The organism is Streptococcus sp. FSL R7-0248, from assembly GCF_037967965.1.
GTDB lineage: Bacteria > Bacillota > Bacilli > Lactobacillales > Streptococcaceae > Streptococcus.
Map to the genome: position 1 here is coordinate 1,375,333 of NZ_CP150201.1, position 24,206 is coordinate 1,399,538.

At 38.5% G+C, this 24,206-nt stretch carries 19 protein-coding genes; 3 read left to right on the forward strand and 16 right to left on the reverse strand.

What is annotated here, in order from left to right:
• Positions 1-76: 76 nt before the first annotated feature.
• The 4 genes from NYE32_RS06570 to NYE32_RS06585 are packed head-to-tail and all read right to left on the reverse strand — an operon-like array spanning position 77 to position 5,241.
• Positions 77-910, reverse strand: coding sequence for a carbohydrate ABC transporter permease (locus tag NYE32_RS06570; protein WP_084914344.1), 834 nt, complete (start codon positions 908-910; stop codon positions 77-79).
• Positions 911-926: 16 nt separating this feature from the next.
• On the reverse strand, positions 927-1,793 hold the full coding sequence (locus tag NYE32_RS06575; RefSeq protein WP_002885235.1) for a sugar ABC transporter permease: 867 nt from the start codon (positions 1,791-1,793) through the stop codon (positions 927-929).
• A 16-nt stretch (positions 1,794-1,809) separates the two neighbouring features.
• Positions 1,810-3,060 carry an extracellular solute-binding protein gene (locus NYE32_RS06580; protein WP_339156904.1) on the reverse strand — a complete coding sequence of 417 codons (1,251 nt, stop codon included), beginning with the start codon at positions 3,058-3,060 and terminating at the stop codon, positions 1,810-1,812.
• A gap of 15 nt (positions 3,061-3,075) precedes the next feature.
• Positions 3,076-5,241 carry an alpha-galactosidase gene (locus NYE32_RS06585; protein ID WP_339156905.1) on the reverse strand — a complete coding sequence of 722 codons (2,166 nt, stop codon included), beginning with the start codon at positions 5,239-5,241 and terminating at the stop codon, positions 3,076-3,078.
• A 105-nt stretch (positions 5,242-5,346) separates the two neighbouring features.
• On the opposite strand from NYE32_RS06585, the gene NYE32_RS06590 reads away from it, so the two are divergent.
• Both NYE32_RS06590 and tnpA read left to right on the forward strand, forming a co-directional pair.
• Positions 5,347-6,171, forward strand: a complete 825-nt coding sequence (locus NYE32_RS06590; RefSeq protein WP_339156906.1) for an AraC family ligand binding domain-containing protein — start codon at positions 5,347-5,349, stop codon at positions 6,169-6,171.
• A gap of 245 nt (positions 6,172-6,416) precedes the next feature.
• Entirely contained in the window at positions 6,417-6,890 is a 474-nt protein-coding gene (gene tnpA / locus NYE32_RS06595) for an IS200/IS605 family transposase (protein ID WP_002891962.1), read from the forward strand.
• 230 nt (positions 6,891-7,120) lie between these two features.
• Here tnpA and NYE32_RS06600 read toward each other — a convergent pair whose 3' ends face one another.
• The 10 genes from NYE32_RS06600 to NYE32_RS06645 all read right to left on the reverse strand — a co-directional run bounded on the left by NYE32_RS06600 (position 7,121) and on the right by NYE32_RS06645 (position 20,436).
• On the reverse strand, positions 7,121-8,542 hold the full coding sequence (locus NYE32_RS06600; RefSeq protein WP_339156908.1) for a hypothetical protein: 1,422 nt from the start codon (positions 8,540-8,542) through the stop codon (positions 7,121-7,123).
• A 33-nt stretch (positions 8,543-8,575) separates the two neighbouring features.
• Positions 8,576-9,382: an abortive infection family protein gene (locus tag NYE32_RS06605; protein WP_339156909.1), complete on the reverse strand. Its 807-nt coding sequence runs from the start codon at positions 9,380-9,382 to the stop codon at positions 8,576-8,578.
• A gap of 2 nt (positions 9,383-9,384) precedes the next feature.
• Positions 9,385-13,764, reverse strand: coding sequence for an Eco57I restriction-modification methylase domain-containing protein (locus tag NYE32_RS06610; protein WP_339156910.1), 4,380 nt, complete (start codon positions 13,762-13,764; stop codon positions 9,385-9,387).
• Between the two features lie 6 nt (positions 13,765-13,770).
• A complete protein-coding gene (locus NYE32_RS06615; protein ID WP_070838983.1) occupies positions 13,771-14,445 on the reverse strand; it encodes a methylase in 675 nt (224 codons plus the stop codon).
• Between the two features lie 148 nt (positions 14,446-14,593).
• The gene (locus tag NYE32_RS06620; RefSeq protein WP_339156911.1) at positions 14,594-14,962 is read right to left on the reverse strand and encodes a hypothetical protein; all 369 of its coding nucleotides are present in this window, start codon (positions 14,960-14,962) and stop codon (positions 14,594-14,596) included.
• A gap of 150 nt (positions 14,963-15,112) precedes the next feature.
• On the reverse strand, positions 15,113-16,417 hold the full coding sequence (locus NYE32_RS06625) for a HAMP domain-containing sensor histidine kinase (RefSeq protein ID WP_195519985.1): 1,305 nt from the start codon (positions 16,415-16,417) through the stop codon (positions 15,113-15,115).
• Positions 16,414-17,067, reverse strand: a complete 654-nt coding sequence (locus NYE32_RS06630) for a response regulator transcription factor (protein ID WP_195519984.1) — start codon at positions 17,065-17,067, stop codon at positions 16,414-16,416. Before NYE32_RS06630 ends, NYE32_RS06625 begins: the two co-directional genes overlap by 4 nt.
• A 71-nt stretch (positions 17,068-17,138) precedes the next feature.
• Positions 17,139-18,515 (reverse strand): ABC transporter permease, encoded by a 1,377-nt coding sequence (locus NYE32_RS06635; protein ID WP_156685333.1) that lies wholly within the window; start codon positions 18,513-18,515, stop codon positions 17,139-17,141.
• Positions 18,516-18,528: 13 nt separating this feature from the next.
• Positions 18,529-19,161: an ABC transporter ATP-binding protein gene (locus tag NYE32_RS06640; protein WP_175062974.1), complete on the reverse strand. Its 633-nt coding sequence runs from the start codon at positions 19,159-19,161 to the stop codon at positions 18,529-18,531.
• A gap of 15 nt (positions 19,162-19,176) precedes the next feature.
• Entirely contained in the window at positions 19,177-20,436 is a 1,260-nt protein-coding gene (locus NYE32_RS06645) for an FtsX-like permease family protein (protein WP_156685331.1), read from the reverse strand.
• A gap of 222 nt (positions 20,437-20,658) precedes the next feature.
• Here NYE32_RS06645 and NYE32_RS06650 point away from each other — a divergent pair, with 222 nt between their 5' ends.
• The gene (locus NYE32_RS06650) at positions 20,659-22,143 is read left to right on the forward strand and encodes a DUF1846 domain-containing protein (protein ID WP_037602244.1); all 1,485 of its coding nucleotides are present in this window, start codon (positions 20,659-20,661) and stop codon (positions 22,141-22,143) included.
• A 221-nt stretch (positions 22,144-22,364) separates the two neighbouring features.
• Here the strand turns inward: NYE32_RS06650 and NYE32_RS06655 are convergent, their stop codons facing one another.
• Together NYE32_RS06655 and NYE32_RS06660 are read right to left on the reverse strand one after the other, a co-directional pair.
• Complete coding sequence (locus NYE32_RS06655; protein ID WP_037601098.1) at positions 22,365-22,709, reverse strand: hypothetical protein; 345 nt, start codon at positions 22,707-22,709, stop codon at positions 22,365-22,367.
• Between the two features lie 302 nt (positions 22,710-23,011).
• Positions 23,012-24,103 carry a glycerol dehydrogenase gene (locus NYE32_RS06660; RefSeq protein ID WP_037601104.1) on the reverse strand — a complete coding sequence of 364 codons (1,092 nt, stop codon included), beginning with the start codon at positions 24,101-24,103 and terminating at the stop codon, positions 23,012-23,014.
• Positions 24,104-24,206 lie beyond the last annotated feature (103 nt).

Here is a 24,206-nt window from a genome sequence, read left to right on the forward strand (position 1 = left end):
TCTCCCTTTATCTGAGTGATTCTTTCTTTGATTGTTACCGTAATATTTTATTGAGTTTGGCTAGTGTCTAAATAGCTTATTTTACTGCACCGTTACTCATTCCTGAAATAATATTCTTTTGGAAAATGAGGTAAACGATTGTGATGGTAATGATTCCTACGATGTATGATGCGAAACTTGGTCCATAATCGTTGAAGTATTGTCCTTGATAGTTGTATTGGAAGAGTGGAAGCGTCCACAGTTTTGAATCTTTGTTCAAAACCAACAATGGAAGCATGAAGTCATTCCAGAACCAAAGGGCATTGATGATTAGGGTTGTCGCATGCATTGGTTTAAGCATTGGGAAGATGATTTGACGATAGGTTGTGAACTTATCCGCACCATCAATTTCTGCTGCTTCATCTAAACTATCTGGCACACTAATTTTGATGTAACCTACATAAAGGAAGAGGGTTTGTGGAATGGCATATGTTAGGTAAAGGATTACCAAGCCGTACATATTAGCAAGACCAAGTTTACTCATCATGACTGTAATTGGGATCATGATAACTTGGAAAGGTACAAAGATTCCCAAAATCAACAGTGAATACATGATGTTGAAAGCTTTACGTTTTGACATGTTACGAGCAATTGAATAGGCTGCTGCTGGGATGAATATTGCTACAACAATAAGTGAGAGGATTGTAATAACTGCTGAATTCCAGAAGTAACCACCAATACCGTCCGCAATCAAACGCTGGTAGTTGCTTAGCGTAAATGGGTTAGGCAGGCTAAAGAAATGATTCATGATGTCCTTGGTAGTCTTAAAGGAACTAAAGACTGTTACCAAGAGTGGTACTAGAATAAGGATACCACCGACAACGAGGAGGGCGTATTTCCAAAAATTCGTTACTTTTTCTTCTTTTTTCATTTATGATACTCCTCCATTAAATTTCAAATTTCTTAGATAGTTTGATTTGTAGGACTGATACGACGCCGATAATCAAGAAGAGGATAATGGCAATCGCATTGGCATAACCGTATTGGTTGCTCTTGAAGGCATAGTTATAAACTAAGAGTCCCAGAGATGTTGTGGCGTTGTTTGGTCCACCACCTGTAAGTGCAAAGATTTGGTCAAAGGCTGTTAACCCTGATTTAAGTGCTAGGATGAAGACCATTGAAACTGTAGGAAGTAGGTATGGTAACTCAATCTTCCAGAATGTTTGTTTAGCAGTAGCCCCGTCAATAGCTGCAGCTTCAAGAATATCATCTGGGATACTTTGAAGACCCGCAAGAAATAGGATGATTGGCATTGCCACCCCTTGCCAAAGGAGTACAAAGATTGTTGCAATGACTGCTCCAAAGCTAGTTCCGAGCAAGCTTTCTTGCAAGAAACCGATACCCAAAACCTTACCGATTGTTGGAAGACCATAGTTAAAGAACTGTTTGAAAATCAAGGAAACGGTCAAACCTGAAAGTACAGCTGGGAAGAAGAACCAAGCACGGAAGAAGGTTTGTCCCTTAATTTTTGAATTGAGCGCACGCGCCACAACCATTCCGATGAAGATTTCTCCAATAATCAAAGCCAAGGTTAAGACGATGGTAAAGATGATAGCTTGGAAGAATTTTCCATCAATCAAGAGGAGTTTGTAGTTATTGAGGCCGACAAACTTATAATTGTAAGTCAAACCAGTCCAGTTTGTGAGACTATAGAATGCTCCTTGTACCATAGGGAAGTAAAAGAAGACAGCTTGTAAGATGATTGGTACGATGAGGAAGGTCCATCCCCAATATTTATTCAAAAATTTTCGCATTTTGTTATTACTCCTCCTAGTCAAGATCGGCCTTCATAGGGTTGAAGAAGGCATTGAGGTTATTAGCCATGTTATCAATATTTTGATCCATCAGGTAACTTGCACTCAAGTTAAAGAAATCTTCTTCAGAGTTCCAGTGTTGTCCCAACCAAACGTAGTGTTTATCTGTGAAGGCAAGTTGAGAAATATTAGCAAGTGGTGATTTTGGATCCTGTTTCACCCCTTCTACGGCAACTGGTGAACCATCAACATCATAATACTTTTGCATTGCCTTAGCTGAAGTCATGTATTCGATGAACTTCTCAGTTTCCTTAGGATGTTTTGTTTTAGCTGATACTGAAAGGGCTAAGTCTCCTGCTCCCACTGTAGCCTCATGTCCTGCCTTATCTCCAGGAAAGGCGAACATACCAATTTCAAACTTTGGATCTTGTTGGTTAACAGCTGCTAAAGCCCATGATCCTTGAGGCATCATTAAAGCTTTACCATTAGCAAAGGCGACAACAGCATCGTTATAGGAAGCGCCACGCCAACCATTTTGTGCATTTTCAGCTAGAAGATTCATTTTCTTAGCATCCTCTTTTAGAGTTGGGTCAGTTGCCTTGATAGCATTTGGTTTTGAGAAACGAAGGTAATCATTTGCTTTATCTCCACTACCAGTTGTTGTAATCAATGACAATTGGTGGTATCCGTTAAGTGTCCAACCTTCTGTTCCTGCAACTGCAAATGGTGATGTACCGCTATCCTTAATTTTCTTGGTAATCTCTTGGAATTCTTCGAAAGTTTTTGGTTCTTCAAGGCCAAGTTCTTTGAACTTAGTCTTGTTATAGTAGATACCAGAAACATTGGCATTCAATGGGACATTGTAAATTTTGCCATTTATGGCATACTTTTCAGCATAATTATTTTTGATTCTTTTCAAATAATCCTTACCAGTCATATCTTCAAAATAACCAGCTTTTGCCCATTCTTGGAAGTCCATATTCTGTGGGTAGATATGGATAATATCGGGCACATCCCCAGATAGGATACGGGTCTTCAAGACGATACCGGCTGATGGAACCGTTGTTAATTTGACATGGATATTTGGGTTTTCTTTTTCAAAATCCTTTACCAGTTCTTGAAGAGTATCAGTCATTTCTGTCTTTTGGTTAAAGTATTCAATTGTTACTTTACCATCAGCTGACTGGTCCTTCTTTTGACAGGCTGCAAGCCCCACAACAGCTAATGTTGCTAGCCCAGCCAGAGCAAGTTTTTTGTACCACTTCATTGCTTAGTCTCCTTATTAATCTTCTTTGACAAAATAAAATTGTTTACTGAGGAAGTCTCCCTGTGGAAGAACGACTGTGATTCCAGCATACATCAGTTCAGCACCAGAGTATACTTGATCTGTTCCTTGCAAAATGTAGTTAGCATCTTGATCGAGATTTTTTAGTTTGAGAGTCGTTTCAACCGTCTCAACCGTTGAAAGAACTCGGACATAGGTTGCTAGAACCTTATTTTCATAGTTAAATTGAACTGCTGCTTCATTGCTTCCGGCTTCAGGATTAATGAGGCGGTATTGCTGACCAAACTGAATCACAGGACGAATGTCCTTATAATGAGCGATTTGTGCAGCAATGCCATCTTTTTCTTCCTGAGTCAAGCTCGTCAAATCCAGTTCGTAGCCTAAATTACCCATCATAGCTACATCTCCACGCGTTTCCAGAGGTGTCGTGCGTCCCATTTGGTGATTAGGGACAGCTGATACGTGAGCTCCCATAGAAATAGTTGGGTAAAGATAGCTTGAACCATATTGAATTGATAAACGTGCAATAGCATCAGTATTATCACTCGCCCAAACTTGCGGGAAGTAACGCATCATACCAAGGTCATTTCGACCCCCTCCACCAGAACATGATTCAAAGAGAATATTCTCATGCTTGCTTGTTAGGAAGTCTACCAAGTCATATAGTCCCAACATGTATTGATGACTCTGCATTTGGCTTTCAAGGTAGTTCGCTCCATTTCCGATGTTGGTCATGTTACGGTTATAATCCCATTTAACATAATCGATAGCATTATCTGTAAGAATCTTATCCAAGACATCTTTCAAGTAAGCCACCACATCTGGATTAGCTAAGTTCAACATAAGTTGGTTGCGTGAGTAAGTATGACCATAATTAGGCACCTGGATGGCCCAGTCTGGATGTTTACGATAAAGATCGCTATCCACCGAAATCATTTCAGGTTCAAACCAAAGACCAAACTTAAGCCCCTTGGCATGAACTTTTTCAATCAAGTCTTGGAGTGGTCCACCAAGTTTTTCTTCATTGACAAACCAATCTCCTAGAGCACGGTTGTCGTCGAAACGATTTCCAAACCAACCATCATCCAAAACAAAGAGTTCTACACCTACTTGTTTAGCATCTTCGGCTAACTCAAGAAGTTTTTCTTTCTCAAAATCAAAGTAGGTTGCCTCCCAGTTATTTAGAAGAATCGGACGTTCTTCATGGGCAAACTGCTTAGGAATGATGTAGTCTGTAACAAAGGCTTGACTTTCTTGACTAAGTCCAGTCAAACCTTTGTGGGAGTAAGTAATGAGAGCAACTGGTGTTTCAAAACTTTCGTTTGAAGCAAGTTCCCAGGCAAAGTTCTCATCCTCAATTCCGATAGCTACACGCACCTCATTGATTTGACTCTTTTGGACAAATGTTTGGAAATTACCGCTATACATGAGTTGGAAGCCCAAGGCTTCGCCTGCCCCCTCGCTCGCTTCGTGATCACAAAGAATTAAAGCTGGTGTCTGAGCATGACCTGAGGCACCACGGTTAGAAGCCACTTTAAAGATACCTTGTTCAACTCTTTGGCGACGAACCGTTTTCTCACGAGCGTAAGCACCTTGGAGAGTGACCACATCATAGTCACGGGCAGGTACATCTGCCATAGTACTGAGTGCTCGATGGATTACCACGGCTTGTTCAGAACGGTTGATGACTTCGCTATAAGTTACAATTGTGTTGTTATCTTCAACTACTGTATAGTAGAGTTTCAATTCCAAGTTAGCGACTTTATCGACTAAGGTGAAAATCAGCGTTTCTGCTTTTTCCAAAGAATGGGGATATGGCAGTTTGCTTTCCAGTGACATTCCTTCGACCACTTCTGCTTTTGAAAATTCAAAACGTGTCACATCTGAGACCCCATGCTGGATTTTCAAAGACGGTTGACGAAAATCTCCCAAACCATGCAAGCCTACCACTTGACGTTGTGTATCATAACTATACGTTCTAACGTCTGGATTGAGCTGACCCGAGAATGCGTGATCGCGTTCATGGACTGCATTTGACCCATGGTAGCGATTTACCTTTCGACCTAAGTGTCTTAGCAAAAGATCCCCGTCATGTTCTTCAATAATGAGCGACAAATCTTTGCTGGTGATGTAATAATAATTTTTGTTAACAACAATGCTCATAGTGTTCTCCTTATTTACAGGTTTAATTATAAACGATGTATGCGCTTTCTAAAATGGAATTTTGTCGCTGGAATATGGTAAAATGTTAGGTAAGGAGGATAAACAATGCTTATTTTTTCAGAACTTGAAACAGGGACCTTAGATTTACGTCTTGATTTTTACGGCTATGAGGATTGTTTACCAGATCAGTTCTTTGGTCCTGCCATTCGAGAGAACTACGTGCTTCACTATATTACTGAAGGTAAAGGCTACCTTGAATATAGGAAGCAAAAAATCCCCCTTCAAAAGGGAGATATTTTTCTACTTATACCCGGAGAAGTCACCTATTATTTTGCGGATAATCAGACTCCTTGGTCCTACTATTGGCTAGGGATAAGTGGTATCAAAGCCCAGGAATATTTTAACCTTTCAAGCATCCATGACACGGCTTATCTAAGGTCACCCCATACCAAAGCATTAGGCAAGTTCATAGGGACTATTGTCAAAGATGCTGAACGGCTAGATGAAAGTAAGGCATCTCAACTGCACGTTATCAGCCAACTCTTTGAGCTCATGCATCAGTTGAATGCACTCTCACCCAACCTTGATCAAGAAACCATCTCACCCAGTCAAAAACTCTATCGTGAAGCCAAACATCTAATCGATATTGGTTACAACTCTCAAGACATTAGTATCCAATATATAGCTGATAAACTTGGTGTGCACCGCTCCTACTTATCCTCCATCTTCAAAGATTTTCATAAGATTTCCCCAAAAGAATACCTACTCGAGGTACGTATGAAACGTGCTAAGGAACTCTTGAAAACCACCGATCAACCTATAAAAATTATCGCCTATTCTGTAGGCTATCTGGACCCTTTGCATTTTTCAAAAGCCTTTCGACAATATTATGACTGCTCACCAAGTCAATATCGGACCTTGAAACAATAACGATTATCTCGATTGAAACAAGCTTTTATAAACTAGATTAATTATTACAACAACTAACAAATTAAGGTAAAACCAAAAGGCCTCAGTCCTGTACAGGACTAAGGCCTTTTCTTGTCTCACGAAAACCACTAGCTGTGCTAGTGGTTCCGAAAAGCTTTTAGCGATGTATCAAAAAAGTCCCCCTAAAGTGTTATATTAGATAAGGTTTCCCGACCACTAACTAATATACTAAAGGAGGACCCCTGATGAGACAGGATAATAATAGTTTAGCACATACTACATGGAATTGTAAGTATCATATTGTTTTCGCCCCAAAATATAGACGTCAGATAATCTATGGGAAATACAAAGCAAGTATTGGTCAAATCTTACGATTATTATGTGAAAGAAAAGGTGTTGAAATTCATGAAGCAGAAGCTTGCCCAGATCATATTCACATGTTAGTGAGTATACCACCGAAGCTAAGTATTTCCTCATTTATGGGATATTTAAAGGGCAAAAGTAGCTTAATGATATTCGACCGACACGCAAATTTAAAGTATAAATATGGGAATCGCAAATTTTGGTGTCGAGGGTTTTATGTTGATACGGTTGGGCGAAATCAGAAGCGAATTGAAGAATATATTCGTAATCAATTACAAGAAGACGTGATAGCAGATCAGCTCAGTCTTTTTGAGGAGTATGATCCGTTTACAGGTGAGAAGAATAAAAGAAAGTAATCTTAAAGAGACCCGCTAGACGGGTCAGCTAGCAAAGGTGGTGCTGAAGGGAAACCATTCGGTAGGCCTTTAGGTCTCGGCCGGTAGCAGAGGCTTTCAGCCGAAGAGCAAGCCACCCGTTCTCACGGGTGGTTTTGACTAAATTATTTGTCTAACTTTTTGAGATTAGCACACAGTATAAGTCAACAACTACTTTTTTATTGTTTAGTTCTAATTCAAGTATTGTTCAATTAAAACAACTTTTTATTGATTTCTGAAACATTATTTTTTCCAGCTCGCCCATCACTTGGTGTCTTAGCCATAGTAATAGTATAACGATTATCATCAAAATATGTTAGCTTATAATGTTTCCCATCCTCTGTAATGGTGAATCCCAGTTGTTTCAATTCTTGATTCAACTTTTTATTCAATCCACTATAGTTTGTCAATAGTCGTTTAATCTTGTCTCTCTTATGATTGAGAATATTTTCCCTATCATTCTGTTGTATAATATCTTGAATGATATGTTTCTTGCGAGTTCCATCTTGGATATTCTGTAAGGAATCACTCAGAACTGACAAAACAAATTCCTTTTTCTCACCTTGAAAGAATTCCTTCTCAGATCCACTTGATATAAAACTACTATCACTATCTTGTTTATTATTGAAAAGATTTCTATAGTAGGTTAACTCTTGTTCCAGATCAGAAATACTACTACGTAAACGACCATTTTCTTCAGTTAACTCATCAAAATCATTACTAAAACTATCTAGGAGTTCTTCTGTCTCCTCTTTGGTTCTCTCAGCTTTCGTACGTTTAGATTTTTGACTTTCAAAACGATCTCGAAGTAAAGAAGTTAGTACACCATCCCATGTGTACAAAGGATCGATACTCTGCTGGTTAGTGAAATTAACAACTGCCTTAACAATTCCTTGTCTAATTGTATCTGAATCAAATCCATTATGATAAAGAACTGTTCTATTATTCATCCTGTCGGATTGGAAATACAGACCAATAGAACCCCCTACCTCAATGACATCTTCATTAAGATCCTCAAGAATATTATTTAAATCAAGCTCTTCTTGCACAAGAACATGTGCAACCCCTTTTAAATCATAGGCCAATTTGCTAACATCGACTGGAGTGTCATTTGAAAGTGTTTTTGAAACATAAACAATAGGAAGATTATAAGAACGAATATCATTTACAATATCTAACAAAAGCTGATAGTTATTCTTACTTATAAAATGAGCTTTCATACTCACTGGCAGATCCCCATCAGCAAGCACATATCCCTTCTCAATCAATAGTCTGATAAAAAATGGAGTAGAAAATGAAGGAGCAATTCCAACAGCATCCTCAGTAAAACTTCGGTCCAACATGATTGACATCTTATACTCTTTAAAGTTCATGACATAATCTGTGTTCCAAAGGATGCCATCATCCAATTTTTTTACATATCTAACAGCAATAATATCTTCGTTACGGTACTCCTTAAACTCAAGAGATACCTTTTCATTACCAAACTTTTGGTCATAAGAACCATCCCAACTTAAATCAGGAATCACATTATCATCGTGGGGGCTCTTTTGATTCCATTCAATGACTAAATTTAAGAAGTTATCTTTGGTTAATGACTTGTCAATGTTTAAGATTGTAGAGAAAAGTAGCATTTATTTTCCTTTCAAAATCTAATATCAAAGCATCTAAAACGGTAAATCATCATCTGAAATATCATCAAAAAAATCTGAAAATTCAATACCATCTGATGTTTTTTGTTCTTTTGGAAATTTTTTCTCATAGAATTCAATTAAAAATAGTCCAACAGTCGCACACGCATTAACTACAAAATAGGCATATAAAGGTTCTGAAATCAAATATTTTTCAGAATCCTGACCATGAAAAAGGGTATTATCACTTCTTAAATCTTCTATGGCTTTTGCAACTGTTATAAATGAAGATGAGATAGATTTCATTTGGGTTGGTAATTCAGGGCTATCTGGATTGAGTTGAAATACTTTTAGTATTTCCTGAACCACCTTCTTACTAGTAGCACTAGAAGCATCAGATATATGAGCAAATCGGTTATCTGACAAAATTTCTTTAATAATACTTTCTAAAACAGAGTTTGCATTTCCAACCGCATCAGCTGGATTTTTCTCTATGCTCTGAAATGCTTGTTCAAAACTCGTTGAAGCGTTTTTATAGTTATCCTTGAGTTTATTACGAAATGTTGGAATTGATGGTATAAAATCAGGAGTTTCAATTCCTAAATCAATGGCCATTTTAATTAACAGTTCGGAATCAGTTTGAGCAATATTTCCTAAAGTATCAAGTAATTGGATATTATTATTCACGTAAACAATATCAAAATTCGCATTTCCAAAATCATCATATAAAGTTTGATTTAATTTCACATATTGCTCAACCTTTTTGTAACTACCATACTTTGACCAAATCGTTTTATCTAATTTCTCAATTAACTCCATACGATAAACGGCAGAAATATCCATCCTTACTCCATTTCTTTAACTTTCTCTTCGATGAAAGCAATTTCTTCATCACTCAACCCATACTTTTTATACAATTGCTGATCGATTTCTGCAATTGATTGTGACCAATCAATATCTGATTTTACTGTGAAGTCTTGCAAAGGAATAAACTTATATGTAGTCCTTGCAGCATCATGACTAGTTTTTGCAACTCCATGTAGTAATCTAGAAAATTTTGTTTTTAAATAATTTGATAGATTATTAGTACTGTTCTCATCTAATTTTAAGTCAGCTCCTATCACTAAATAAGTCTCTGTACAAATTGTACCTGGCTCTCCTACAATAGTATTAAAATTATCGTCATTTAATTCTGTTCCTATATTATTGGCTCGTGCGGTAAAGACTTTCCATTTGTCAATCCACTCCGTTTTAACTTTAACTTCCTCACGTTCAACATAACCTACTGTCCCTTTTCCAAAACATTTCACAGGTTTTTGAAGTTCAGAAGTATCATTATGGAACCTTTCATCTCTAATGAAAAATCCACGGAAGCCAAATGGTTTCAGTGGTGAGACAAAGTCAGAAATTCTTCCCTCATCCAACTTCCTAACCTGATTTATTTTTTCTATTATTTGAACCGAGGTATAATCCCTAATAAAAGTATCTGACTGTGCAAACTTTAATGAACGATAGACATCAGAAGTAACCTTATTATTTTTAAATGTTACAACTCTTGTCAAAGTATCCTTCGCATTATATGAGTTATCCCAGTTAACAACACAAACTCCACCACGAATATTTGTATTTGGGAAAACCTCATCAGGATTTGGAAAATCAAACAGTTCTCGAATATGAATATCGTTCAGCATTTCATCTCTAAATTTATCTAATCCTTTACCTCCACTATACCAGCGACTAGGCATTATAAGTGAAATATTATTTGGCTTTAACTTCTTTGCTAATTCAACAAAGTAATGATAAGTTGGAGTAGCACTAGCATTTGCCCCACCATCACTTTCCTGATACGGTGGATTCCCAATCACAACATCAAATTTCACTTTATTAAAGGCCTCCTCAACTTGTTTTTTACCTTCTTCTATACTTGATTTCAATGTATCTGAGAAGTTTTCGATATAGGCTACATTGGTCTTATATTTCTTATAGCCTGTTAAAGTTCTTTCTGTAATGGTCTTAGCCATTGGTGTTTTTGCAATGGCATAGATATTGTTTTCTAAGATTCCACGATAGACACTGTCGGCATCAAATCGATTATCATCATTATTTTGTACATATTGATAATAGAGACTCATGGCAGCATGCAAAGGATAAAGCCCTGTCTTAGCATTGATATCAATAATCTTAGTTTCTGGATGATAGATACTATCAGTAACATCTGTTTCTACCCAATGGAGATTTGGTGTAGCACCATCAGTCATTGACTCAAAGTTATCGTCATAGAAATTAAGTCCACCAATACCTTTTGCAATTTGCATATTGACCACGCGCCATGGTGTCAAAACAGTTTCTTTATCGGGATTCTTGAAGCTACCAAATAAGGTTGCAATCTCTTCGGCACGTTCAATAAAATCAAGACTATCAAAAGATTTAGCTCGTTGACGAATGATTCGACCTGCTTCAATAAAGACCTCTGCATCATAATACTTGGTGATTTCTGTGAACATGCCTTTAGTGAATCCAGAAGGCATAAATTCTTTCCAAGATTCGTCATCAACTTCTGTGATAAAGTCTTCGATAGTAATATCTTTACTTAAATCAACATCCATTCCATAGATCATCATCGGAATACGAATAGAAACTCCACGTAAGATAGAAATCATCGTTTTTTGTTGTTTGCGAGCCTCTTTGAGTTTCTCCATTGCCTCTTTTTCCTCTTGGCTACGCTCACGAGGTTTCTTTTTCTTAGCTTTTTCTGCCTGATCATATTCTTCATCAGTCAAACCACTATCGGTTATTGTTACTTTTGTAGGCGTTTTTTGTTTTTGCGTTTTACCAACGATAGCATTTAGTTTATTGAAACGTTCTGCATCATCAGAAGTTAGTATTAAGAGATTATCATTGTAGAGACTGTCATCTTCAAAACCTGAACGTACTGCTTTTTCAGCATAAACCTTTTTGATTTGTGTCAACATACGGTCAACATTAAATGGTTCCATGCCATTATCACTTTTACCTAAAATAGGCATAAAGTTAAGCAAGTTTGCCATAGCCTGTTTTTGCTGATGAGTATTTTTCTTCCCAACACCAGAGTTTATTTGGGCTGTCTCAGCCATTACTGTTAAAGCACGATCTGGAGCAAAATCAAAGATATAACAACGTTTCTTCATCCCAAGTTTTTCATGAGAGAACGGCGTTTGTGCACGAAATGCAGCCTGCAGGTAATTCGTAGAACTGCTAGTATTTGAAAGGAACATCACCGCTGTCCATTCAGGAACATTGACTCCTGTTGTCAACCTACGGACTGTCAAGGTGATTGTTTTTGTTTGTGAAGGATCATCCGTAATCGCTTGACGCACCTTTGAAAGATCATCCCCTGAAGTATCTACGATATTATCACTCTTATCGTTTCGTACAACATTAATAATCTTATAGTCCATCCCAAACACTGGGTGTTCTTTTAATAGCTTCTCAAAAGCATTAGCTTCTTTAACACCCGGCATGAGCCAAAGAGTATGACGAAGTTCATCGCGATATTCTCTTGTTGAAAATGGATAATTAGTTTCACTATCTGGGTTAGTGATATTATCCAAAAAACGTCGGACATCAGCTTTATAAACTAATTCACCCTCATCATCTACTCTGAAAAATTCACGGAAATTGAAGGCCTTATTTTCATCGGTAAATTTTTCCTTATGTTTCATCTCAAAGGTATACATTAGTACCTCTGGAAGTTGCTCATAAGGGTTAGGATGCTCAGGATTTTCCAAATCCCATTTCAGTTTAGCCTGTTGTTCCATGACATAGTCCCAAGTATAGACTTGTTCAGGGGCGAACTGGTCAAGAAGATTAAATGGTGTACCAGATAATTCTAAAATCTTAGTATGACCTTCTTTTACCAAAGATTTCATGACAGTATCACTAAGTTCAGTCTGTGTTCCCTCATGTGCTTCATCGATGATGATTAAATCCCAGTCTACATCCGAAAATAGGGGGAGATTAGTTTGAGCGCCATTATAACGTAAATACTGAATAGATGCGAAATAAATGAATGGATTATCACCAGATTTTAGGGTAGTTAGTTTCTCTCCTTTATCAACCGATCCATATAAATACCCAGCTTCTGCCATTTCCATTTTTTTGTAGTCCTCAAACCATGAATCACGAACTACTGGTCTATGTGTCATGATTAGAACACGTTGAAAGCCTTCTTGTTTAATAAGCTCCAATGAGGTTAAGGTCTTACCAAAACGCATTTTGGCATTCCAAAGCATACGATCTTTTTTCTTATAAGTTTTTTGTGTTTGCTTAACAGCAGCATCCTGTTCAGGACGAAGTGTAATTTTAACTTTTTCGGCTTTGTATGCAGCTTGAGTTTCACTGATAAATGACCGTCCATCTTTGACAGCCTTAATAGCTTCCTTAGCTGTCTCTAAATCAGTTTCAAACCACTCATTTCCTTCTAAATGCTTTGGATGACTAATACCTGAACGTCTCAAGACTTCATGAACATCATGGTCATGAAACCACGATTTTGTTGATTTTTTATATGCTAGTTCAACCCACCCAAGCTCAAAAGGAAGGCCAGAAGTTGTCATATATTGTTTAATACGCTTAGGTGCAACACTACGTAAGAAATCACTATTAGGTGTCCAGTCTGCTTCAATATCGTCTGAGGCTACTGTACCTTCTCCGATTTTTTGAGCCCCTTCAAAAGCAGCAAATTTCCCACTTTCATTATTCACAGTCTGTACATAGATAAACTTACGTTCTGCCGTTGTATAACGCTCTTGAGCTTTAGGTTCTAAGAAATTTTCATACAAAGAGACCTTAATACGATCATCAACATACTCAGTAACAAACCAAACTAAAATCATATAAACTTGTTTCAATGATTTTAATGCATTCTCCTGTGTCGCATCTTTAGGATTTAGTTTATGAGCTGAGCTATTTCCATGCCCTTTAATCTCAAAAAATGCATCTACAATAGCCTTGTTATTAATATGATATTTGATGATTTGTAATTTATCATGAAAAGTAGAATGTGACGGTAACTCAATGAAAGCACGATCAGCAAATAAAACTGCTGTATTTTCTGCAACTTTTCGAACTTTAGTCAACACACCCTCATAGTCCTTTTGAGTGTAGTTGTTTTCCGCCATATTAGCAGTTGAAAAAAGTTCAGCTGTATCTAAGTCTACTTTTAAAAAATCAAAATTTGATGCCATAATTCTTTATTCTCCTAATGTAAACACCTTTTGAATAGCTACTTGCTCAGTTTTACCATTCTTCAAATCTTCATCGAAATCTTCAAAGAGGCTTAATTGTCCCTCAACAACCCTTTCCTCACCATCAATATTTTCACCAAAAAGTTCGGCAAAAGCAAATCGCTTTTCTTCAACAAGACTAGGGTGTCCTTTCACTCGCTTCCACTCACTAAACATGATAAGTTCATTTGAATCAGGGTGACGCTTTGTCAGAGTATTTCCTCTTACAATATTCTTCTTGATTAGATAATGAGCAGATTTATAGATATCAATTTTACTACTCAATCTCTCGCCAAAAGAGTCTTCATACCAATCCAAATAATACAAAAACATTCGAGAACGAGCTACTTCAAGGTTATCTTCTAGAAACTCGATACCATATATTGAAGATAAGGCAAATAGGGACTTTGTTTTCCAATTCCTCTTATCATAATTTTTAGTCACAGCTGAAAGTTTTCTCTCTAAAATAGCTTCCAGAAAGTTTCCGTCCCCAGCTGAAGGTTCTAAGAAGGTTTTATAGATATCTTCAGTTGCTTCCTTAATTCCTGGGGTATCTAACATTTTTTGTACCATCCACGACGGTGTAAATACCTCTCCATGTTTCTGAACCCTATGTTTTGATTTAATTATTTTTTCATTCACTTAAAATCTCCCTTTAAAACGTTGCAATTACTATAATTATAGCATTTTCAGCAATTATTTGAAAACGGTAACTGCATTATTGTTAAACAGTAAAAATGGTCGCCAACAGTTAGTTGACAACCACCTTTGAGACATAGAGTTTCAAAACTTATGTTGAACTTTTAGGATAAATCCAACTATCTTTTAATTCAAAAGATACTCCTCGACTGATACTGTTTAGACGAAATAGGAGAGACTCCTCTACATCATCACTTAATATCGGAAGTCCTCTTTTGGTAATTTGATCAGCCCTCAAATTTAAGCTATAAGGTAAAATCCTGTAACTAATAGTATTATCAAAATCTAGTTCGACCAAGAAATTTTCGTCAAAGACTCTATCAGAATAGAATCCGATGAACTCTCCATCTTTATTCTTAATGCGATTTGAATGTAAATCAGATGGCAAAGCATCAGGAGCATAGCCATAGGCCTGATACATCTCAGGTGGCACAATTGACTCCCCTGCTTCAAACTCCATCAATAAGCTACCAAGGTTATAAATAACCTATACTCCAGACTCCTTAAACTTTTGGTAATATTGAAAAATAATAGAGTTGAAATGTAAGGTTAGCCTTTGCTTATTTTAACAATACAAAAAAACGATGGTTAAGGTATTAACCATCGTTTTTTACTTTTTGGGCAAGACCATAACAAAGCGCCTCCCCGTAGAACTTTCTTCAAATCTATAGCTAAGTTCCTCATGCTCTAAAAGGTATTTGACCACAAAAAGGCCTAATCCTCCTTCTTTCTTAGACTGAGCTTTAGTTGAAATATTTTCTTTAGATACACTCGTATTTTCAATGACAAAGTCAGTTCCTTCATTTTCTAAACCTATTCGAATCACTCCACCCTTATCAGAATGCTTGACTGCATTACTGATGATATTTGAGAGAACCAATTTCAAAATAGGTAAATTCATGAAAATACAAGTTGCCGGAAGATAATTGTCAATTGATAGGGAGCGATTCTCAACCAACACTTGATTTTGAGTGAGTATGCGATTTACCACATCATCTAACTGAATCCACTCCTTATCACCACCTAATTCTTGAACAGAAGATAAAGACAGGATCTCTAGGACAATCTGGTTCATCTCATCGACGATGTCAAGAGAAACTAATAGGTAGCGGTCCCGATCCTTGTAGCGACCAATTTTATCTCGCATATTTTCTAGGATAATCTTCAAGCTGGCCAGAGGCGTCTTGAGCTCATGCGAAGCCCCACGTAGGAATTCCACCTTCATCTGCTCCAACTTCAGATTTTCCTGTTTCTGCTGCTCTAGATTGTCGATTACCTCTAGGAGATGATGATAGAGGTCGTTGATCTGTTGCTTAAGGACACCGATCTCATCCTGCGAGTGAATAGGAAGACTGGCTGTCCGATCCAGCCGCTTCATCCGCTTGGTCATCTGCTTGATTTCAAGGATTGGAGCAGAAATCATGCGGGCATAGAGATAGGAGGCAATCAGCGATAGAACAAAGGAAGCAAGGAGACTATAGGGAAGAAAGCCCAGACTGATGTCCCGCGCTTCCTTTTGCGAATCGACGGTCGCTAAGAATTGCAAGGTCAAGTCTTTCCCTTCCTTAGTCTGAATCTTTCGCTCTTCAATGACCAGGGAATTATTCTGGCTATCAGGGTTCACGAGCAGGTCATCCTTGACCTCTAGGGCATTTTGTTTTTCCTTGCCCTTGATCGAAACCTTGATATCATTGGTCTTGGAATAAAGGTCGATGACCGACTCAATGTTCCCTTCTTCCTGACCCTGGAAACTCTTAGCCAGGGCTTGCGATTTCTTCAAAATTGTCTGGCGCTGGGACTCGATATAGGTCGATGGGAAAATAAAGTAAACCGAAGCATGGAGAAGGATGACTAAGCTACTAAAAAGGGCAAAGGTAATCAGAAAGATTTTTGCAAAGATACTCCGTTTGGTCATGGTCTCTCCAATTTATAGCCGACATTGCGTACCGTAACGATACAGTCCAGCTCCAGTTTTTTTCGTAGTTCCTTGATATAGACATCGATCACCCGGTCAAAAGGAATCTCCTCCGTCTCCTTCCAGACAGCATCGAGGATCTGAGAGCGAGTCCGGGCCTTGCCTTCATGCTGGAGCAGGTATTCCAAGATTTCCAACTCCTTGGCATTCATGGAGATGGCTTGCCCAGCTAGGCTGGCTGTGTAGCTCTCAAAATCCACCTGTGCCTCTCCATAGGTGAAGACCCGGGAAGGTTGAAGCTTTTTAAAAATAGCTTCGATGCGGACCTTCAAGAGGGACAAGGAAAAGGGTTTTTCCAGGTAGCCGTCCGCCAACTCTCCAAAGGCTGTCAACTTATAGTCCTCGTCATGAAAGGCCGTCAGCATCAGAACAGGGACCAAGCTAGTCTTTCGGATGGTCTTAAGGACTTCCAAGCCATTGAGGATGGGAAGCTGGATGTCCAGTAAGACTAGATCCGGAGCTTCTCTGTGAAAGAGGTCCAGGGCCTCCTCTCCATCACCTGCTTCAAAGACCTCATAGCCACATTCCATGAGATAGTCGCTCATCCCTTCTCGAATCAGGACTTCATCTTCTACGATTAGTATCTTCATACATGATCCTTTTCATCTATATATAGTCGCTTTCTTTCATTATACCGTTTTTTATAGGTGCAGCAAACTTATCATTCAACATCAACTAAGAGGTCTTTGGGTTTCTTGTGAAGAAGCCAGCGAGAAGAAATTAAGGATACCAAGCTTAAGATAAAGCCACCGACTAGAATAACTACTAAAAGTTGCTTAGGTTGGACTGTCATATGAATCTGAGTCAGAGTCTTACTGAAGCTCTCTGCCTCAGCCCCTCCACCGAGATTTGCAGCTAGAGATTCTTTTGTCATTTGCTTATTGATACCTTCCGTAACATTGGAAAGGACTGTTTTACCAACTTTTTCGGCAAAGAAACTCGCTAAACCATATGATAAAAGAAAGGCTGGTAAGGCAATCATCAGTAATTCCATTAAAAATTGACCCGCAACCTGTGTCTTTTTAACTCCCAAGGCCAAAAAGATACCAACTTCTCTACGACGAGCATTTAACCATAAAATCAACAGAAGGGTTAGCAATAAACTTGTAAAAATGAGACTTCCAATAAACATACGATTTGCCACACGATACATCCCAAGAATAGATTCCTGTAAAGCAGGGTAGTTTGATGAACTCTTAACAAGATCGTAGAGGGTCCAGTTAATGTCCAACTTTTGAATCTTTGCTATCAAGGAATCAATATTTTGATCACCTTTAGCAAAGAAAGTGGCATCCTCATAAGTGGCAGTTTCTACGGTATTACCATAGAGTTTTGCAGCTGTGTCTAGATCAGTGATGAGGGTGTTTTCATACAACTCCTGAGCATAGGTAACGGCAGCTTGATTTTGACCAGAAAATAAACCTTTGATAGTCACTTCTACTGTTTCATCAGCCCTTTTTTCGTTATCAGCATCATAGAGATTAGATTTAAGTTTTACTTTATCTCCTACATTAAGACCATTCTTTTTAGCTAAACCTTCGTGCATCAAGATTTGATTATGGTCCTTATCGGTTAGATGTTCTCCTTCAACTAGTTTATAAGCACCTGAAACAAATTTATCTTCTTTTGATGAGTCATTGACTCCTGTCAACATCAAGGTAGACTTAAAATTTTTAGCACGTTCTGGCGATTGATTTTGTAGCGTTTGCTCTGTTTCAATAATCTCATAATCTAGTAAATCACCAATACCATTTATCCGTTTAATAGTCGAAACAATTCCTTTAGTCTCACTAATCTTTTTAATATCTTCTCCCTTAAGATTTCCAGCCCCTCGAGGAGTTCCAGGATTCGTGTTACGATTAATCTGCATTGAAAAACTATTGGTAATTGCCCCTAGACTCTTGGATGCAGCTTCTTGGGTTGCACTTCGCATAGCAAGTCCTAACAAACTAAGAGTACTCATCAAAAGAATAATAGTTAACAGTAATAGTGACTTTGACCATTTTCGTGTAATATATGCAAAAGCGTTTCGAAACATAAGAGTCCTTTCTTTATTTTTTCTTTTCTATGAGTTGTTGCTTCTTCAACTCTAAAACCACATCAGATGCCTGAGCAACTTCCTTACTGTGCGTGACAACTATGACACATTTTTGGCGATCTAAGGCCATTCTTTTAAGGATAGCAATAATATCCTTGGCAGTTTCCTCGTCTAGATTTCCTGTCGGTTCATCTGCCAAGATAATCGGAGCCTCTGAAACCAAAGCCCTCGCAATAGCTACGCGTTGTTGTTGCCCACCTGAAAGTTGCAGGACATTTCGATTAATTTGCTTTTCATCTAATCCCAATTCAGAAAGTATCTTCTTATCGGCATTTTTATTTACAAGTCGTACATTCTCTAAAGGTGTAAGATAATCAATAAGATTGTAATTTTGAAAAACAAGCGCAACATGGTGTCTACAGTGATAACTGGAGCCTTTTTTCTTGATATTTTCTCCGTTAAACAAGACCTGCCCCTTCTTGGGATAATCAAGACCTGCCAAAAGTGAAAGTAAGGTCGATTTTCCCGCTCCAGATTGCCCAATAATACTATAAAACTTACCTTTCTCGAAACGATAACTCACCTTCGAGAGGATAGCTTCACTTTTACTTTGATAACTATACGTAACATCTTTGAGTTCTAACATAGTGTTCCTTTCTCCTTAACTCATATTAGATAAGATTTCTTTTGGTGTTTTGCGCCAAATGAGACCTGTTGTCACACCGAGCGATGATATTACCAAGACTAGAAGACAGAGATAAGATAGCCCTAAAGGTAGTCCCTGAGGAATTTGATCTAATAACTGAAGAGCCTGCTGCTGTCCTTGCTGTCCTAAAAATTCTTGCAAAAACAGTCGACTTAGTAGCCGTCCAATAGCAATGGCCGGTAGCAAAGACATAAGCGACACCAACAATATCTCCACAAGAAATTGAACAAAAATGCGTCCCTTGCTCTTCCCAATTGCTAAAAGAATACCTATCTCATGATTTCGCTCACGCGTCCATAGTGCCATTAAAAATGAGAGGATACCTACTCCTGTAACAATTAAACTAATCAACATCGTTCTGACGATTCCTTGTAGCGCTTGAGACGATTCCTTCAAGGAGTCAAAAGCTTTTCGGTCCTCGTCCAAACGTAGACGATACCAATCGATATCTAATTGTTTCACTTGTTTAATGACTTGGTCGATTCTATCTGGATTCTTAATACCAAAGGATAATTTTGTCACTAACTTATCAGTCAAATTAAGCAGTTGGCTAGCGTCCTCATAATGGAGGAAGACTTGATTTTCACTTAAATCTGAGGACATTCCAGTAAATGTCTCCTCCTTCTTGCCAGAAAAAATACCAACAATATCAAAGGTCATTTCCTTAGCTCCACTTTCAGTCATCTGAAAATTGGACAAGGTCAGCTTGTCTCCGACGCTTAGCTTATTTTTCCTAGCAAGCAATTCATGAATCATAATTTGCCCTTTAGCAGATAAGTGCTTCCCTTTAAGGAGTTGAAAAGCACCACTCCGAAAATCAACACTTTGGCCTGTTTCCTTAGTGAAAGTCGCTCCCAAGGCTTGATTAGCCTCATTATCAAGGTCATCACGTTCCACCGTTTGTTTTCCTGTAACGATCTTCTTATCGATTAGTCGTACTGGGCTTATATATTCAGGTATCGTTGTCATTACATCAGATAGATGACTAATCTTTTCCCCCTCTTTCCAGGAAAATGCACTGCCTCTTTCTTTACTTACCAGAGCAAAACTTGCCCCACTTGACTTCCTGATTTGTGCTTTCATTCCTCCACCAACTTGCATAAGAGAGAAACAAAAATACAAGCAAGATAATATCAAAAACAAAATGAGAAAAAGGATAATATTCCGCGTTTTTTTGCGAAAAATATAAGCAACTGCCTGTTGTAAGAGAACCATCTTCCACCTCCATTTAAGACATTAGCCCTCAGCTACACCAAAGATAGGTGAGGACGCTTTCATTTTCTTATCCTAATTATAGACGACAAATGTGAAACCTTTATGAAATTAAATATTCTAATCATGATTGACTTTAAACTCTTTTTCTCCAACAAATCGACTTTCGCTAATAGCATTTACCTCAGGCATTTGATATAATTTTCCTCAGAGGTATTTTTATTTATGAAGAAACAAGCTTTTAGTTCTGAACAGTATTTGAATCTGCAACGCGACCATATTTTGGAGCGTATTAACCAGTTTGACGGGAAACTCTACTTGGAGTTTGGTGGTAAAATGTTGGAGGATTTCCACGCTGCTCGTGTCCTTCCTGGTTATGAGCCTGACAATAAAATCAAGCTCCTTCAAGAGCTTAAAGATCAGGTTGAAGTGGTTATCGCCATCAATGCTAGCAATATCGAGCACTCTAAGGCTCGTGGTGACCTTGGCATTTCCTACGACCAAGAGGTCCTTCGTCTGATTGATAAATTCAACGAGCTCAATATCTATGTGGGTTCTGTTGTTATTACGCAGTATTCAGGTCAACCTGCGGCTGATGCCTTCCGTAACCAACTGGAAAAAAATGGCATCACGTCTTACATCCATTACCCTATCAAGGGCTATCCAACGGATATGAACCATATCATTTCTCCTGAAGGTATGGGAAAAAATGACTATATCAAGACTAGCCGTAACCTTATCGTCGTTACTGCTCCTGGTCCTGGTTCTGGTAAATTGGCGACATGTATGTCTAACATGTACCACGACCAAATCAATGGCATCAAATCAGGTTATGCAAAATTTGAAACCTTCCCAGTTTGGAATTTGCCACTTCATCACCCAGTCAACTTGGCCTATGAAGCTGCCACTGCCGACCTTGATGATGTCAATATGATTGACCCATTCCACTTGGAAACTTATGGCAAAACTACGGTAAACTACAACCGTGACATCGAGATTTTCCCAGTCCTCAAACGTATGCTTGAGCGCATCCTTGGTGAGTCACCTTACGCTTCACCTACGGATATGGGTGTTAACATGGTTGGTTTTGCCATTACGGATGATGAGGCAGCCAAAGAAGCTTCTAAACAAGAAATCATCCGTCGCTACTATCAAACCGTCCTTGATTTCAAAAATGAACGTGTTCCTGAGACTGCTGTCAAGAAGATTGAGTTGCTCATGAATGACCTTGGTATTACTCCTGAAGATCGCCAAGTGGTTGTTGCAGCACGCACTAAGGCTGAAGAAACAGGTGGTTCTGCTCTTGCCCTCGAATTGCCAAATGGTCAAATCGTCACTGGTAAGAATTCAGAACTCTTTGGTCCAACTGCAGCTGCTTTGATTAATGCTATCAAGACTTCTGCAGGTATTGATAAGGATACTAAACTTATCGAGCCTGAAGTGGTTAAACCTATCCAAGGTCTGAAAATTGACCATCTGGGTAGCCGTAATCCTCGTCTCCACTCCAACGAAATCCTTATCGCCTTGGCCATTACAGCTGCCAACAATGCGGATGCGGCGCGTGCCATGGAGGAACTTGGTAACCTCAAAGGTTCTGAAGCTCACTCAACAATCATTCTTACCGATGAAGACAAAAATGTTCTTCGTAAGCTCGGTATCAATGTGACCTTCGATCCTTACTATCAATACGACAAATTGTACCGTAAGTAATTCATGATTTAAAACAAGAAAGACCTCCGTTTTACTAACTGGGGTCTTTTCGAAATCACTTTAGCTGGAGAAAGAAAAAAGGGAAACTCTATCGAGTTCCCTTTTTGATAACCCACTCTTTCGTCTCGACCCGTTCCCAATGAAAAGGGAGTGGCCTAGCATTATTATGAAAAAGTGAGTTAAAGGTATCAAACAGAGGGCTAAGCCACTCCCGATTCTAATCAGCCTACGATTTCTATCTTGAGAAAAGGTAAGCTAAAAAGCAAAATTATAGTAGATAGGACAGCAACAAGTGGGAGATAACGACCTCCAACAAGATAAAGTAACAATGGCGCTATCGCTATAAAGCGATTTAGAAAATTGCTAGTAACACGGACAATTTGCCCATCCTCCACCGTAATAGTGTTAGACTTGTAACCCAATTTTCCGACACTCAAACGAGCTTTTGACGATGGTAGGGAAACGCTCACGTCTTCCACTCCAGAAACTGTCCCCACAAGACTACTGTCTACGCGAATAGGACTCTTTCTAGCTACCTTGCTCGCTTCTATTGTAATACTAGCCACTAGTCATCTCCTTTTCCTATCTTTTCATTTATAGTATACACCTTTTGAAACGCTTACACAAGGGAAATGACTGTTAAATCAAGATTTCTTGAAAATGTTTTATGTTTTCAAAAGTTCTTAAACCGCTTTGAGGGACTTTGGAAATATTGGTTTTTAAATAGTAAAAAGGGCTCAGTCCTATCTAATACAGAACTGAACCCTTTCCTATAACAATTTGTCTATCCTGTTGGGATAAGTGCCTGAGGGGGATAATATTCCTATACGGGAATGGTGGCACTTTCCCTACAAAAGACCAAATTTACTTAGGCTAATCCATGAACATAAGCATCTACAGCAACGATGGCTTGCGCAATATCAGATGCTTTCACTTCAAATGGCATTTGATGGATAGTTTCTCCTTCAATTGTTGCTTGTTGACCAACCTTGAGGAGATCTTCATAGCTTGCATTTTCAAGATGCATTTCTTTAAGAGTAGTTGGCATGCCAATTTGTTGATAGAAGCGAATGTATTTATCCAAAACTTCTTTTGGACGATTTTCTAAGAACAATTGCACAAGAGTTCCGTAGGCTACTTTTTCACCATGAGTCAAATGGTGAATATCGCCAGTGAGAGCTGTGAAACCATTATGGATGGCATGAGCAGCAGCCAAACCACCACTTTCAAATCCAATACCACTAAGAAGGGTATTAGCTTCAATAATATTTTCCAGGGCAGGCGTTACCACTTTAGCTTCACAAGCGGCCATGGCTTGTAGACCATCTGCAAAAAGAATCTCTTCACAGCGTTCAGCAATGGCAACCCCTGCTAGAGTTTGGTGTTTACCTAGCATAGTTTTTCCGTTGGCTTGCATAACTGCTCGAGCTTCTACCCAAGTTGCTAAGCCATCTGCAATACCAGATGCTAACAAACGTTTTGGTGCTTGAGAGATCACTTTACTATCCACCAAAACCAACTCTGGGTTCTTAGAATAGAAGATATAGCGCTCAAAGGCACCCTCGTCAGTATAGATAACAGACAAAGCTGAAACTGGAGCATCTGTAGATGCGATAGTTGGGGCAATAACAACTGACGATTGTAGAAGGTCTGCAATAGCTTTAGCACTATCGATAGTCTTACCGCCACCGAGTCCAATAACTAAATCACAGCCTTCTTCTTTGGCTAGGCTGACCACACGATTAATTTCATTATCCGATGCTTCTCCATTAAAGAAGACTGGTACAACTGTGAGTCCATTTTGAACAAGGTATTCTTCGAAACGTTTACCTACAATATCATAAACTACTGAGTCACATAGTAAAACAGGATGAGTTCCCAATTCTGAAATGGCTTTTGCATTTTCAAATAAGGCATTTTCACCTTGAATGTAACGTGACGGACTTGCAAAATTTCTCATGTCTTTCTCCTTTGACATAAATGTATTTATATAGAATCGGTTAAATAGACCTATTCCTATCTTATGCAGGGCTAAATCCTTTTAAGAGACTGTCTATCTTTTG